Source organism: Brevibacterium picturae (assembly GCF_030453725.1).
In the GTDB taxonomy this organism is placed as follows: domain Bacteria; phylum Actinomycetota; class Actinomycetes; order Actinomycetales; family Brevibacteriaceae; genus Brevibacterium; species Brevibacterium sandarakinum_A.
In genome coordinates this window covers 1-14350 of sequence record NZ_JAKDJU010000076.1, presented here as the reverse complement: position 1 = coordinate 14350, position 14350 = coordinate 1, and the positions used below count along the sequence as shown (strand labels likewise).

General features: G+C 64.3%; 13 protein-coding genes and 1 pseudogene. 6 read left to right on the top strand and 8 right to left on the bottom strand.

The features are described 5' to 3' along the window. On the top strand, window positions 1-3570 hold a 3570-nt coding region (locus tag L0G76_RS09220; RefSeq protein WP_304356982.1), incomplete at its 5' end, for a hypothetical protein. Continuing rightward, window positions 3563-3802, top strand: a complete 240-nt coding sequence (locus L0G76_RS09215; protein WP_304356981.1) for a hypothetical protein — start codon at window positions 3563-3565, stop codon at window positions 3800-3802. The genes L0G76_RS09220 and L0G76_RS09215, both read left to right, overlap by 8 nt. A gap of 124 nt (window positions 3803-3926) precedes the next feature. On the opposite strand, the gene mscL is transcribed toward L0G76_RS09215, so the two are convergent. Beyond that, window positions 3927-4403, bottom strand: coding sequence for a large conductance mechanosensitive channel protein MscL (gene mscL / locus L0G76_RS09210; protein WP_304356980.1), 477 nt, complete (start codon window positions 4401-4403; stop codon window positions 3927-3929). 192 nt (window positions 4404-4595) lie between these two features. Further along, the gene (locus L0G76_RS09205) at window positions 4596-5225 is read right to left on the bottom strand and encodes an SAF domain-containing protein (RefSeq protein ID WP_304356979.1); all 630 of its coding nucleotides are present in this window, start codon (window positions 5223-5225) and stop codon (window positions 4596-4598) included. A 131-nt stretch (window positions 5226-5356) separates the two neighbouring features. On the opposite strand from L0G76_RS09205, the gene L0G76_RS16280 reads away from it, so the two are divergent. Continuing rightward, window positions 5357-5566, top strand: a complete 210-nt coding sequence (locus L0G76_RS16280) for a hypothetical protein (protein WP_369696173.1) — start codon at window positions 5357-5359, stop codon at window positions 5564-5566. A gap of 14 nt (window positions 5567-5580) precedes the next feature. Here L0G76_RS16280 and L0G76_RS16275 read toward each other — a convergent pair. Together L0G76_RS16275 and L0G76_RS09195 are read right to left on the bottom strand one after the other, a co-directional pair. Further along, window positions 5581-5721: pseudogene (locus tag L0G76_RS16275) on the bottom strand (FmdB family zinc ribbon protein); the annotation flags it as partial. 128 nt (window positions 5722-5849) lie between these two features. After that, a complete protein-coding gene (locus tag L0G76_RS09195; protein WP_304356977.1) occupies window positions 5850-6602 on the bottom strand; it encodes a 5-formyltetrahydrofolate cyclo-ligase in 753 nt (250 codons plus the stop codon). A gap of 41 nt (window positions 6603-6643) precedes the next feature. On the opposite strand from L0G76_RS09195, the gene galU reads away from it, so the two are divergent. From galU to L0G76_RS09180, 3 genes are all read left to right on the top strand, one after another. After that, the gene (gene galU / locus L0G76_RS09190; protein ID WP_304356976.1) at window positions 6644-7546 is read left to right on the top strand and encodes a UTP--glucose-1-phosphate uridylyltransferase GalU; all 903 of its coding nucleotides are present in this window, start codon (window positions 6644-6646) and stop codon (window positions 7544-7546) included. 82 nt (window positions 7547-7628) lie between these two features. After that, window positions 7629-8225, top strand: coding sequence for a GNAT family N-acetyltransferase (locus L0G76_RS09185; protein ID WP_092106234.1), 597 nt, complete (start codon window positions 7629-7631; stop codon window positions 8223-8225). Between the two features lie 73 nt (window positions 8226-8298). Next, complete coding sequence (locus L0G76_RS09180; protein WP_304356975.1) at window positions 8299-10323, top strand: prolipoprotein diacylglyceryl transferase; 2025 nt, start codon at window positions 8299-8301, stop codon at window positions 10321-10323. Window positions 10324-10501: 178 nt separating this feature from the next. Here the strand turns inward: L0G76_RS09180 and L0G76_RS09175 are convergent, their stop codons facing one another. The 4 genes from L0G76_RS09175 to L0G76_RS09160 all read right to left on the bottom strand — a co-directional run bounded on the left by L0G76_RS09175 (window position 10502) and on the right by L0G76_RS09160 (window position 14230). Beyond that, window positions 10502-10981, bottom strand: coding sequence for a putative immunity protein (locus tag L0G76_RS09175; RefSeq protein ID WP_304356974.1), 480 nt, complete (start codon window positions 10979-10981; stop codon window positions 10502-10504). Window positions 10982-11007: 26 nt separating this feature from the next. Then, window positions 11008-11748, bottom strand: a complete 741-nt coding sequence (locus L0G76_RS09170; RefSeq protein WP_304356973.1) for a putative immunity protein — start codon at window positions 11746-11748, stop codon at window positions 11008-11010. A gap of 247 nt (window positions 11749-11995) precedes the next feature. After that, the gene (locus tag L0G76_RS09165) at window positions 11996-13453 is read right to left on the bottom strand and encodes an NAD-dependent succinate-semialdehyde dehydrogenase (protein WP_304356972.1); all 1458 of its coding nucleotides are present in this window, start codon (window positions 13451-13453) and stop codon (window positions 11996-11998) included. 102 nt (window positions 13454-13555) lie between these two features. Beyond that, a complete protein-coding gene (locus L0G76_RS09160) occupies window positions 13556-14230 on the bottom strand; it encodes a MerR family transcriptional regulator (protein WP_304356971.1) in 675 nt (224 codons plus the stop codon). Between the last annotated feature and the right edge of the window lie 120 nt (window positions 14231-14350).

Here is a 14350-nt window from a genome sequence, read left to right as displayed (position 1 = left end):
CCTGATCGCAAACCTCAGGAAGAGTTCCTCGTCATCGATGTCGACGGCGACCAGCAGTCCGTCGTCGACGCCGCCGTCTCCGGGCAGTCCGTCGTCGTCGACACCCCACCCGGGACCGGTGCCACTCAGGTGGCGGTCGCCGTCGCCACAACACTGGCTCACACAGGCAAGAGCGTTCTGTTCCTGGCCCAGACTGCCGATGCACTCGACGATTTCTCTTCCCGCCTCGGCGAGGTCGGACTCTCCGAATTCGCAGTGGACACCCGCCAGGGCTCCGGTGCGATCAAGAATCAGCTCGTCGGCCTCATCGGATCCGCTGAGAAGGCTGAGCGTCCGGACCTCTCCGGACTGCTCAACGAACTCAACGAACAGCGCGCAACACTGAGTGAACACGTCTCCTCACTGCACCGTCGGCGTGAGCCCTGGGACGTGTCCGTCTACGAAACGATGCAGCACCTGGCGGAACTGACCTCCGGTGACGATTCTCCTCAGACCCCGGTCCGATTCGGCGAAGATCTCCTGGGGGCCAGCGACGACCGTCGGAACGCCCTGCGCGGAAAGCTCAGTGAGCTGGCATCATTGGGCGCCTTCACACTCGACGTCGAGGACACCGTCTGGTTCGGCGCGGATCTCAAATCAGTCGAAGAGGCCGAAGCCGCGCGAACCGTCGCCGAGCGACTCGGCCGGACCATCCCCGACTTGGTCAAGGCCGTCGAACCAGTCCTGTCCAAAGCCAAACTGAACCCACGCCGCAACCTCAAAGACTGGTCGCGCGCGATCAAGGTGCTGTTGCGGGTGCGCACAACGCTCGACAGCTTCGCGCCTGACATCTACGATCACCGACTCGACGATCTCATCGCCGCGACCGGAACCGCAGAGTACCGTTCCGAGGTCGGCGTAGAGATGGGCATGCTTGCGCGTAAGCGCCAGAAGAAGGCCGCGAACGAGTTCCTGCGCCCCGGTGCCACGGTCACAGACCTGCATTCGGCACTTGTCGATGTCCGTTCCCAGCGCATTGTCCTCCAGGACCTCGCCGGTCATGACGGTCGTCCGCAGATACCTCGCGGCGTCCTCGACGCCGATGAGATCCTGCAGGACGTTGAGGCCGACGTTGCCAAGATCGCACCGATTCTCGAGACCACGCCCGATGGCGGCGACCTGAGTGCAATGCTCATCGAAGAGCTGCAGGCACGAACCGAAGCCATGGGCCGCGACTCAGAGCATCTCGCCGAACTGCCGAAGCGCTCCAGAATACAGCGCGAACTGGCTGACGAGGGCCTGTCCGATCTGCTGACCGACCTGCGCCGCCGCAAAGTCGACACCACCCTCGTCGGACCGGAGTTCGACCTGGCCTACTGGGCGTCAGTGCTGCAGCGGATGGCCAGTGAGGATCCCCAGGTGGGCCGCCACGACGGTGCCGGCCTGCACCAAGTGGCCGAAGGCTTCCGCGAGAACGACCGCGCTTTCGTCGCAGCAGGTGCAAGCCGACTGCGGTACAACCATGCGCAGGCGTGGAAACGGGGAATCGACAACGACCCGATCTCCGCCGGAGTCATCAAACAGGAGCTGCTCTCCCCGCACACCTCCGTGCAGACCATGTCGACCCGGGCTCCCGAGCTGCTGACGACACTGGCGCCGGTCTGGATGGCCAGCCCGTACACCGTGCCCGAGCTCTTCTCCGCTCTGCCGCTCTTCGACGCCGTGGTCATCGCCGATGCCGGCCGACTGTCGGTCGCCGACGTCGTCCCCGGAATCACCCGGGCCCGGCAGATCATCTCCCTGGGCGATTCCAGGCTGCTGGGACCACGCCCCTTCTCGATCGCAGTCGATCGCCGGGGCATGGACGATGGGGATCATCCGAGTTCAGTGCAGGAGCGCCTCGGCGAATTCCTGCCCAGAATGGAGCTGTCGAACTCCTATCGTCAGTCGCCGGTCGGACTCATCGATCTGGCGAACCGGCACTTCTACGATTCGACGATCACGACGATGCCGACGGCGCACACGGGCGAGGGCACCGGTCTCGAGTTCTCCTTCGTCGCAGACGGTCGGGGCCCGACGGACATCGGCACCGGACGTGTCGAAAGCCCCGACGCCGAGGTCAAACGTGTCGTCGAACTCGTCCTCAAACACGCCCGGAACCGGTCGCGCGAGTCACTGGCCGTCGTTGCGCTCACTTCGCATCACGCTCAGCGCGTGGCCACAGCGATCTCGCGGGCAATGAAGGATCTGCCCTATGTTGCGGCATTCTTCAGCGATTCGAGCAAGGAACCTTTTGTGGTGACCGACGCCGAACGGGTCCAGGGAATGTCCCGCGACGCGGTGATCTTCACTTTGGGCTACGGGCGCACCGTCCATGGGCGAGTCATCCACGACTTCGGCGCGCTGTCGGGTCCTGACGGGGAGCGGATCCTCGCAGCGACGATGACTCGGGCGCGCAAGCGTCTGACCTTGGTCTCGAGCATCGAATCCGATGACTTCGACACGAATAGGCTGGCCGGGGGAGCGGCTCTGCTCCCGCGGCTGCTCGATGAGGTCGCCGCCGGTGGCGTCAGGCAGCCGGGCCCTCACGGCGAGATCTACGATCCGCTCTTCAACGACATCGCCGATCGTCTGCTGCAGCTGGGTGTGGTCGCTCACGAACATTACAACGGCATCGATCTGGCCGTGGCGAACTCGACCGAGGATGAACACGGAATGATCATCGCTGTCGCCGGCGACGGACCCGAATACGCGTCGGTCCGCAGTCTGCGTCAGCGCGAGCGCGTCGTGCCCGAACAGTTGGCTCGTCGCGGGTGGAAATTCATGCGCGTGTGGTCCACCGATGCCTTCGTCGATCCGCAGACGGAGACTGAGAAGATCTTCGATGCGTGGAAGTCGACAGTCGAGAAGATGAGCCCGCAGGCGGTCCTCAATGCCGCCCGTGCCGCCTCGGTCGTCGTCGGCCGCACCGGCAGCAGGCCCAAACTGGTGCCCGGTCTGCCCATGCACAAGTACTCGGACTCGGGGCTTGACGCAATGATCGACTGGGTCCAGTCCGATGCCGTCGTCCGCGGCGATGGCGAGATCAAGGATCTGCTGCGCACTGCGCTGGCGCAGAAGGGCAACTCCGGTCGCGGAGATTCTCAGCTGCAGGCGGCCGTTGACCGTTACCGTCAACGGCATGCACGGGCCAAGCGAGTCACCGGCGCCGAGGTGGTGGTTCCCGAATCGGATCAGCACAGTCCCATGGAGGACGAGGTCGTTCCCACGTTCGACACCGGAAAGATCCGGGCCGACGAGCTTCGTCAGGCAGGCCTGATCGAGACCGCGAGCAACGAGCAGGTGACGAGCCCGGACGAGCAGGTGACGAGCCCGGACGGGGAAGTCACTAGCTCCGACGAGGAAGATGCGCCCGGTGGTGCGGGGAACGCGCGCGGTGGTACGGAGGAGGCCTTCGACCCTACAGCTGGAGTGCAGGAGACGGCGGGCGATGCAGTCGAGTCATCTGCCGGCCGGCGGGGCGCGGATAAGGATCGCCCAAGTGCCGCTGATATCGAGCCGCGCACGGATGAGTCCTCACGAGATGAGTGACGAGGACCCCGAATCACATTCCCCTGAGGACGACGGCGCACAGAACGCAGAGCCTGCCGATCACACCGCTGACCATGCGGCTGATGACGAGCAGGAGACAGTGCAGCAGAAGAAGGCGCGACTGGAGGCGGTCCTCCGCAGATACCGGGCCACACTGCGCAATGAGGCTGAGACCGGCAATGAAGGTTTCAGTGCTGACTATTACAGATCGCAGAAGCCCCCGCATTGGTGACGAGCGGTCACCAGCGACCGGCGAACACCGCTGACCAGAAACCAGCGACCGGATACCAGGGCATGAGAATGACGAAGGCCCGATTCCCCATCAGGGAACCGGGCCTTCGTCAGGTGCGCCTCAATCAGTGGCGCGGGGGATCGGTCGATTCGGTATCGTCGAACGGACCGGCCGTGCTGGCTGGCCCCTCGGCGGGACCACCGACGGTGGTAGCTGCCTGAGTCCGGAGGATCTCGCGGATATCACCGAGCAGGTCTTCGGTGGTCGGAGGAACTTCTTCCTCAGGAGCGCCGCGCTTGCGCAGTTCGTTGAGCTTGTTCATCGGGACGATGATGATGAAGTAGACGATGGCAGCGACGATCAGGAAGTTGATCGCTGCAGTGATCACAGCGCCGAAGTCAATGGTCGTCTCCGGGACGCCTTCCTTGATGGGGAAGGACAGAGCAGGTCCTTCCGCACCACCGACGGCAGCGATCAGAGGGTTGATGATCTTGTCGGAGAATGCCGTCACGATCGCAGTGAAGGCGCCGCCGATGATCACTGCCGTTGCGAGTTCGACGACATTCCCTTGGAGAATGAAGTCTCTGAAACCTTTAAGCATTAGAGACACCCTTTCGGCGTATATGTAAACAATAATGCGGTGATCAACGTTTCTATGACGATTACATGATACACACTGGTAAATCGACAGCGCCCAGAAGACATGCGATTCTTATCACTGGAAAGATTTGCTAGCTAATCGCACGAAGGTGCGGTGAGGTCGGCCGGTTGTCATTTCCAAGTCAGCGGTGACTCACTGCGGGAGGATCGCGAAGCTGATCGGCATTCCCGCGAATTCCGCGATCCGCTCAGCATCATCCGAGGACAGAATCACTGAAACAAGCTGCCCTGATTGCGATGTAATGCCCTCGGGCTTGTCGACCAGTCGGGCTATTGTGACTTCCTTGACGACGACTTCAGAGCCCCCATCGGGCAGCGAGCTGAATAGACGAATTCGCTGTCCAGGCTGCAGCAGTGCCGCCGAAGCGTTATCGGCCAAACGCACGGGCATGAGGAGATCCGTGTTGCCCTCCGGCAGCGCTTGCTGGTCGAGGACGGCCGACTGAGTCAATGGCGAACCCTTGGACAGTCCGGCCGATGTGCGCTTGTGTTCGGCGTCCGACACCGCGGTGAAGACCTTGTCAGGGACGAGCTGTGTCGGGAATTCGACGACTGTCAGATCCTGAGTTCGGAGCTCAGACCCCGGCGGCAGATTCCTGTTGGCGACGACGACGGACGTTCCGCCCTGATCGGGAGTGAGGATCCAGACGACGATCGCGCATGCGCACGCGAAGCAGACAGCTGCGGCGATTCGCTGCGGTTTGATCCGTGAGGACTTCGACCACGTCGACATTCTGGCTTTGATGCGGCGCATGATTCCCATGCCCTGAGCCTGGTTGTGTCCAGGGGCTCAGATCAAGGGAACAGAAAGTGCTTGTGGGCGACGGTCGTGTGTGCACAGGTCAAACGCACATGAGTGGTCGGTCAGTCCACAGCGAAAGCACGCGCGAGTCCATGACCTGGAAAGTGCTTGCGAGTCAGTTGGCGGATGTGCTAGTGGCTGCGGGGGCGCTTGTGGCCGGCGAGTCGGACGTCGACGGGGACGACTCCGATGAGCTCGACGATTCCTTCGACGCCCCGGACGCGTTCGACGAGTCGTGCGAAGAGTTCGCGGAAGAGGAGGACACTGTGCTCGCATTGCTCGCGCGTGAGTCAGTGGCGTAGAAACCGGAACCTTTGAAGCTGATCCCCACTGTACCGAAGACCTTCTTCAAGCGTCCCTGGCACTCTGGGCAGATCGTGAGCGAATCATCGCTGAAGTCCTGGTGGATATCAAAAGCGTGGCCACAGCTCTTGCAGGCGTAGGAGTAAACGGGCATTCGAGACCTTTCTTCGACGAGAAGATTATAGTCCACTGCGCGCCCCGCGAGTAACGCAGGGGGTGAGGGGCCCACACAAGCGCGGCCCTGTCCACAGGCCCGGACGCCTGAGTGGGTTTCTACGGCACCTAATCGAAGGTGTGAACACCGCGGTCGGTCACGGCCCGTCTGATCTGCAGGTCCCAGGGTTCAACGGTGAGTCCGGGGAGGTTGAGTTCCGTCGCGAAGCAGACACCGTAGACCTGTCTGTTGACACGGTTGCGGGGAACATCGACGTGGTGGTCACCGTCATCACCGTCCATGTCTTCACGCGCTGCCAAGGGCACCTTGCCCTGCGGGCCGAACGTGCGGTCGTAGAAACCGCCGCCGTTGCCCAAGCGAGCACCACCGGCCCCGAATCCGAGGGCAGGCACGAACACAAGGTCAGGGGCCACCTCGGCGGATAGGAGATCGGACGCGGTCAGCGATGGCGACGGTTCTCGGATTCCCCACCTCCCGCGAGGTTCGAGGGTGGACATGGACCCGGCGACGGCACCGAACATGAGGGCATGGCCGACGGCAGTGACCACGGGAAGGTAGACGATTCCGCCGCGGGCGAGGAACCGGTCGATGACAGGATCCAGGGAGGGTTCGCCGGCCAAGGCGGCGTAGGCCAGCATCGAACAGCCGGTCAGATCCGGGTTCGGCGATACGCTCTCGACCACTTGCCAGGCAGCCTCGGCAAGCGAGGACTCAGCCTCGGCAAGCGAGGACTCAGCCTCGGCAATCGTGGTTTCGGACTTCGCAGACACCGAATCTGCGACCGCTGCAGCCCGAGCCGCGCGGTCTGTACGTATGAGTGCACGCAATTGCGCCTTCGAAGTTTCTGGATCCACGCTCATAAGCCTAATCCGAGGCGCCCCAATTGGTTAAGATGAGCGGCATGAGTGATGAATCGCAGCGCACTGTGCGCAAGGCCGTGATCCCCGTGGCCGGTCTGGGTACCCGCTTCCTCCCCGCCACCAAGGCGACGCCCAAGGAGATGCTGCCCGTCGTCGACAAGCCAGCCATCCAATACGTCGTGGAAGAGGCAGCCGATGCCGGTCTGCAGGACCTCCTCATGATCACGGGTCGCAATAAGCGCCCCCTGGAGGACCACTTCGACCGCGTCGACGGTCTCGAGGCCGCGTTGGCGAAGAAGGGCGATGACAAGAAACTCGCCGCCGTTCGTCACGCATCCGAACTCGCCGACATCCACTATGTCCGCCAGGGCGACCCGAAGGGCCTGGGTCACGCCGTGCTCAAGGGCCGCCAACACGTGGGCGAGGAACCCTTCGCAGTCCTGCTCGGTGACGACCTCATCGACGAACGCAGCCCGATCCTGCCGAAGATGATCGAAGTCGCCGAGCAGACCGGCGGCAGCGTCGTCGCGCTGATGGAAGTTCCTCCCGAAGCGATCCACCTCTACGGCTGCGCCGCCGTCGAAGCCACTTCCGATGATGAGGTCGTCAAGGTCACCGGCCTGGTCGAGAAGCCGGAACAGGGAGAGGCCCCGTCGAACTTCGCGATCATCGGTCGCTACGTTCTCGCGCCGGAGATCTTCGACGTCCTCGAGACCACCGAACCGGGTCGCGGCAACGAAATTCAGCTCACCGACGCGCTCCAGGCACTCACCGACGAGGACGGCGGCAACGGGGTCTACGGGGTCGTCTTCAAAGGCGCTCGCTACGACACGGGCGACAAGCTCGATTACCTCAAGGCCGTCGTGCAGATCGCCAGTGCCCGAGAGGATCTCGGAGCTGACCTCAACAGCTGGCTCAAGGAATACGTCGCAACGCTTCCCTGATAGTCGTTGGCATCACCGCACCAGTGGGCAATCCCGCACCAGTGGACATCACCGATGAGCATCCGAGAGCGGAGGCAGCCGTTTGTGGCCAGTCATCCTGACTGATCAGCAGTCCGACATCGTGTTGCGTCCGCTGCACAGGCGCGACGAGAGCCAGTGGCGAGAAGTCCGCAGGCACAACCGTGATTGGCTGCGTCCCTGGGATGCGACGCTGCCGATCCCCGGCCAGCAGCTTCCCGGGTTTCGAACCATGGTCCGCATGTACGACAAGCAGGCCAAACGTGGGCAGTCGGTGCCGCTGGCGATCGAGGTCGGCGGTCGTTTCCGCGGCCAACTCACCGTTTCGAGCATCAGCTGGGGGTCCATCCTCAGCGGACAGATCGGCTACTGGATCGATTCGCGAGTCGCCGGACGCGGCATCACGCCCATCGCTGTGGCCATGGCGATCGACCACAGCCTCTTCGCCCTGGGCCTGCACCGCATCGAGATCAACATCCGACCCGAGAACACGGCAAGCCTGCGCGTGGTCGAGAAGCTCGGCCTCCGCGACGAGGGGGTGCGCGAGAAATACATGCACATCGACGGAAGTTGGTGTGACCATCGCACATTCGCCGTGGTCGCCGAGGAGGTTCCGCAGGGGATCCTCGCCGCCTACCGTCACAGCCTGAGAAACTTGTGAACTTGGTGCCTGTTTGACCGACACACCACAGTCCTTCACGTCGTTGCCGATCCGGGCGATCTAGGGTTGCAGTGTGGACACCAGCATCATCGTCGTTATCGCCATCATCGTGGTCTTCGCCGTTGTCGTGCCCACAATGATCCGCAAGTCAGCGACGGAGCTGTCCCGGGTCGAGATCGACACCGTTCCAGAACAGGCCGAGGTCGTCGCCGCCGACCCCCAGATCCCCGGCCACGATCACACCGAACGGGCGAGAGTCTTTCACTCCTCCGCGACCATCGAACCGACCGTTCCGCGACCCGACGTGGCACCGCTGACCGAGGCTCCAAAACTCAGCCTCTCCGCACGGGCACCCGAACTCGCCGTCATCGACGGACGCACCGACTCGAGTTCGACCACGGACACAAGCTCCACCACCGCCGAGGCGGACGAGCAGCACCAGCGCAGCTCGCTTCCCGTGGCCGTCGGTGAAACCCGCTCCGCCTACCTCGACAGCCTCAGCCACAGCGCACATGAGGCATCCGCCGCGGCGACGAGTGACAATGTTCGCCTGCTTCACCCGGCAGTGCACGCCGTGTTCAACCAGTCGCCGCAGGGGTCGAACGGCAGAGGCTCGGCCGACGGAGGTGACGCGGGTGGGGGAAGTCAAGCAGGCCGGGGAGCCGGCGGCCGCCTCGGCGAGCATTCCGGTCAGGCGCCGAACCGTCCGGGAAGTGCCCATCCGGGACATGCTCAGCCACGATCGCTGCACGCCCGATCCACCGAACCCATCACCACAGGCACAGCAGAGACGACCAGACGAGGTATGCAGATTCCCAATCCGAGCTTCGGAGCTGATGAGGACCATTCGATGACTGAGAAAGCAACGACTCTGCGCGAGTCCATGAAATCGCTGCGTACGATGACGCGGGGATTCGCCCTGCTCTTCCTCGCCTTCGTCCTCGGCATTCTGGTCACGGGCGTGCTCGCGATGTTCTCGGTCGTCCACGTCGCCCTGACCGGAGTCTTCTGCGGACTCGCGATCGTCTCCCTCCTCATCGTGCGCACGCTCAATCTGCGCAAGCGCGAAGTCAAGGCTCGCCTCCGCGAAATCGACGGGCGGACTGCGAGGACCAAGAACGGCGCAACGAAGACGAGTGCTGCCCGGAGGACGAGCGCTGCCCCGAAAGCACCCGCAGCCTCGTCGAGGACTGCCGCTCCGACGGCCACTGCTGTGAAGACCGCTGCGCCCACGGCTGCAGCTCCGAAGCCCGCTGCTCCGGCACCTGCTGCTCCGAACGCCGCGGAGGCCAAGCCGGCCGCGGCACGGCCAGCGGGATCGACGAAGGCTGCCCAGGCGCGTGCCGTGATGCAGCGCAACGCGAGCGCGAAGCACAACCGGGAAGAAGCAGACACCGGCGAGATTCCGCTCGTGCGCATCCGCAACGAAGCCGCGGAGGGGCACACCACCCGTCAGGTGCTGCTCACCGGACCGATCCCCATCGTCGAAGAAGCAGCGCCCGACGCCGATGCGACCGAGAATGCAGAGACGGACATTGCAGAGAAGTCGCCTGTGGAGAAGACCTCCGCAGCCGAGTCGGCTTCCGAGGTCAATGCGGACGATTCCACGCCGACTGCAGAGCCGCGCCTCGAAGCCGGATCGGTATCGGAAGCTGCGGCCGTGACTCACGCCGACTCTGCCGAAGACACCGACTCTGACGAGGGCACCGACTCTGACGGGCAATCCGGTGCAGAGGCGACCGCGTCGAAGGTCGATACCGGCAACGTGAACGACCCGTTCATGCAGCGACTCCAGGCACGAGATGCCTGGTCGCCGACGCCGCTGCCAGTCCCCAGCTACGTTGACGCCCCACAGATTGAGCACCCGGTTCCTGAGGCGAAGGCGGCCGATGCCTCGTCCTACGAGTCGTACGAGACCGAAGCTCGCAGCCGTGAGGACATCGCGGCTCAGTTCGCCGCCGAGCTCGGGTACCGTCCAGAACTCAGCGACTCGGCCCGTGATGACAGCCCGCTGGAGCATGGTCGTAAGGCGATTCGGACCAACAAGGGTCCCGAGCTGGGCGCCGTCGACGACGTTCTCGCCCGCCGACGCGCCTGAGTGCGGCACGGTCCTTCACCCGCGACTGAGGTTCACCCGCGCCTGAGCGCTACGCGGTTCTTCACCTGCCCCTCAGCGCTGCACTGCTCGCCCGCGCCTGAGGGTCGCGGATAGCCACGGATGTCGCCTCGGCAGCTGCGGAGGCTGATCGGCCCGGCCTCTACGTCTGTTGGCTGGATCAGTCGGAGAAGGCGAACCAGCAGAGGGAATCGCGTCGGTCCTGATCCGCAAGGACGAGTCGGCGGATCTGTTCGGGCAGCTGCGCTCTCTGCCAGTCACGTTCGGCCCGCCCCGTCGCAGGGTCCTCGGGATTCGCGCTGCGGACCGCTTTGATGGCACAGGCCGCCGCGCCAAGGTCGTGTTCGGCCACGTGCCCGACGCACGCTGCCTGTCCTGCCGAATAGGCCGCGAACCGTGCTGCGCCCCGTAGCGGTCGGGCGGCACCCATCGCATGTCCTCCGGCGGCGCGTGCACTCATCATGGGCATGCTGTCTTGCGCCCAGGCACGGGCGGCGGCTATGGCATCGCGCGGGCGCTGGTCTCCTGGACTCTCATCTTCGAAGAAATGGAGCACGTGCTCGGCGCAGTCGGCTGCCCAGAGTGCCAGCATCCTGTGATCATCATCGGTCAGCGTGCCTCCGCGGCGAATGGTCACCATTGCCGGATCGCGCACTTCGGGCAGAATCAAGGCTGCTCGCTCTCCGCGGACGGCTGACCGCTCTCCGCGGACGGCTGCTCGCTCACCGCGGGCGGCTGACCGCGAAGCTGCACATCTAGTTCATACATGAGGCGGTTGATCCGATTGGTGTCGGCTACCGTCCGGCCCGGCCCCTCATCGGAATCGTCCGGCCCCTCAGCAGAACGGCCCGACATCGCGTTGGAACCGCCGGACATCGCGCTGGAGCCGCCCGACATCGCGCTGATCCTCGGGTAGCGCCGAAGGACACTGCAGAGCTGCACAGTGGCATACGACGCGAAGTGTTCGGCGAGGAAGCCGAGGTCAGAGAACTCGTCTGAGCTATCCGCGAGTTCGAAGACTCGGATGGCGTGCGCAGGTGCGCGCAGAATGTGTTTGACCTGTGCCGGATCGGCTAAAGGATGCAGGTAGGCGGATCCGGCGGCATCTCCGGCGGCCATCGCCGCATGGAACGCAACCTCAGATGAGGCCTCTCTCGCGGCCCGATGGGCGGCTGGAGCACTCACTCGCTGAGTCCGTGATCGTGGATCGCCGCGGGCGACGGCAAGTGCAGCGTCGAGGGCATGCCGGGGTCTGGCGTCCTCGGGACATCGCAGTTCGAAATAAGGAAGTACCACCTCGGCGGCGGCAGAGGCGAATGCGGTGACTGCTCGGAGGTCGTCCCTGCTCAATGCGAAGTCAGCCTCGCGAGGTCGACGTCGAGTCACTCGTTCGCGATCGATGCTCACATTGCCCGATTGTAGCGTCGATAGACGCCAGTGCCGGTTTCGGACGGCATCCGCTAGCCCGAGGTGCGGAGGTCCAGCACAAATGCAGGACCTCCGCACCTATGGCAAGCGGGTGCATGCTTCTGTGCCGGTGGCGCGGGTGGCGCGGGTGGCGCGGGTGGCGCCGGTGGCGCCGGTGGCGCCGGTGGCGCGAGTGGTGCGGGTGGCGCGGGTAGCGCCTCACCGTTGCGCCGGCGGCGGGCCAGCCTCAGGCGCGGGGCAGGGCCACGTACTTGACCTCGAGGAACTCCTCGATGCCCACGCTTCCTCCTTCGCGGCCGAGTCCGGACTTCTTCACGCCGCCGAAGGGCGCTGCGGGGTTGGAGACCAGACCGGTGTTGAGGCCGACCATGCCGACCTGCATCTTGTCGGCCAAGTTCAGGGCACGCTCGACGTTCTCGCTGAACAGGTAGCCGGCCAGACCGAACTCGGTCTCATTGGCCAAGGCCATGCCCTCCTCGTCGGTGTCGAAGGTGACGATGGGAGCCACGGGGCCGAAGATCTCGGTGGTGCGAATCTCGGAGTCCTGCGGCACATCGGTCATGACAGTCGGGGTGTAGAAGAATCCCTTGCCCTCGATCTTCGAACCGCCGGTGAGGATCGTCGCACCCTTGGACACAGCATCGTCGACGAGGGTTGACACCTTGTCCAGGGCATCCTGGTCGACCAGCGGACCCACCTCGATGCCGTCATCGAGGCCGTTGCCGACCTCCATCGCGCCCATGCGCTCGGTGAGCTTCTTCGAGAACTCCTCGGCGACCGAGGAGTGGACGAACAGACGGTTCGCCGATGTGCAGGCCTCACCGCCGTTGCGCATCTTCGCCTGGACTGCACCGGTGACGGCCTTGTCGATGTCGGCATCATCACAGACGACGAATGGGGCGTTGCCGCCGAGTTCCATCGAGGTCTTCATGACATTGTCTGCGGCCTGCTTGATCAGGCCGACGCCCACCTCGGTGGAACCGGTGAAGGTGATCTTGCGGGCGATGCCGGATTCCATCCATGGGGTGACCACACGGCGGGCGGAGTCGGAGGTGACAACGTTGAGAACACCGGCGGGCAGGCCGGCCTCGATGAGCACGTCGACGAGCATGAGGGAGGTCAGCGGGGTCAGCTTCGCCGGCTTGAACACCATGGTGCAGCCGGCGGCGATGGCCGGGCCGATCTTGCGGGTGCCCATCGCCAGGGGGAAGTTCCACGGGGTGATGAGGATGCAGGGCCCGACCGGTTCGCGGGAGACCATGACGCGGGTCTTGCCGTCGGTGGACTGGGTGTATTCGCCGCCGACGCGCACGGCTTCCTCGGAGAACCAGCGGAAGAACTCGGCGCCATAGGTGACCTCGCCCTTGGACTCGGCGAAGGGCTTGCCCATTTCGGCGGTCATCACAGCGGCGATGTCATCAGCACGTTCGATGAGGAGCTCGAAGGCGCGGCGCAGGATCTCGGCGCGTTCACGTGGAGGGGTGGCTGCCCACGACTCCTGGGTGTCACCGGCGACCTTGATGGCCTCTTCGGCATCGGCAGCGGATCCGTCGGCGATTGTGGTGATCCGGTCACCGGTCGCGGGGTTCGCAACGTCGATGGTCTTTCCGCCCTCGGCATCGCGCCACTGGCCATTGATGAACAGTCCGGTGTTGAGCTTGTCGATGATCGGTGTGATGTCCACGACTGATCCTCCCTTGGTGGTCGTTGAAGCATGGCCGCGTCGTGGCCGAAATGCACGCTAGAGCGCAACTGTGACCAGTGTAGTGGTGATCACCGATGCGAGCTATACGGAATTCGTTGTCTGAGGTCCGATTTCATGCGACGTTCGAGGCATGGCCGACAGCGAAGCATGAGCGAGTGCGCTTGTGGCCAGCAGCAGTCTGTTGTGCATCGTGATGCCCCGGATCACTTCGACGCAGATCCGGTCCCTGCTCAGGGCGTCGGTGATCGGTGTGGTGTTCCTGCCCGCGATCTCGGCCAATGCCTGAATGTGGCGGAGGATCGTGTCGCGCCCGACGGGATAACCTGAGGCGCTCAGCTCCTCGAGCACGCCTGCCATCGTTGTCACTGCCGTCGGTGAGATGTCCGGCCAGCCCAGTTCCTTGAGGACGTTGCGGATGTCGTGTTCGAAATCTGAATCTCCTGGCCTCGCCGAGGCGGCGCCCGGAGACAGCGCATTGCTCGCCTCCAGCGCCAACTGCTGGCAGATCCCCATCAGATCGATGTTCTCCAGGCTTTCGTCGTCGATGGCCCGAGTCAGCGCGGTGATGGAGCCGATCGACGATCCGAGCTCGCGACGCAGGCAGGTGATGAGCGCGAGCCGGTCGACGTGGGCCGGAGCATAGTCGGCCGTGGTCGCATTGCGCTTGCGCCCGGGCGGAAGAATGCCGACATGGATGTAGTACTTGATGCTGGCGGTCGAGACCCCGGTCTCCTGCGCCAAGGTGCTGAGTTTCATGACGATCCCCATTCGGTGTGGATGGCTGCGTGCCAACGTGGGATGGCGACGTGGCCGCCCGGCAGCGTGGCCGCCCGGCAGCGTGGCCGCCCGGCAGCGTGGCCGCCCGGCAGCGTGGCC

Bases quoted from the DNA above. Each gene is read 5' to 3' on its own strand.
- L0G76_RS09215 (WP_304356981.1), top strand. From the start codon at position 3,563: ATGAGTGACGAGGACCCCGAATCACATTCCCCTGAGGACGACGGCGCA.
- mscL (WP_304356980.1), bottom strand. From the start codon at position 4,403: ATGCTTAAAGGTTTCAGAGACTTCATTCTCCAAGGGAATGTCGTCGAA.
- L0G76_RS09205 (WP_304356979.1), bottom strand. From the start codon at position 5,225: ATGGGAATCATGCGCCGCATCAAAGCCAGAATGTCGACGTGGTCGAAG.
- L0G76_RS16280 (WP_369696173.1), top strand. From the start codon at position 5,357: ATGACCTGGAAAGTGCTTGCGAGTCAGTTGGCGGATGTGCTAGTGGCT.
- L0G76_RS09195 (WP_304356977.1), bottom strand. From the start codon at position 6,602: ATGAGCGTGGATCCAGAAACTTCGAAGGCGCAATTGCGTGCACTCATA.
- galU (WP_304356976.1), top strand. From the start codon at position 6,644: ATGAGTGATGAATCGCAGCGCACTGTGCGCAAGGCCGTGATCCCCGTG.
- L0G76_RS09175 (WP_304356974.1), bottom strand. From the start codon at position 10,981: ATGGTGACCATTCGCCGCGGAGGCACGCTGACCGATGATGATCACAGG.
- L0G76_RS09160 (WP_304356971.1), bottom strand. From the start codon at position 14,230: ATGAAACTCAGCACCTTGGCGCAGGAGACCGGGGTCTCGACCGCCAGC.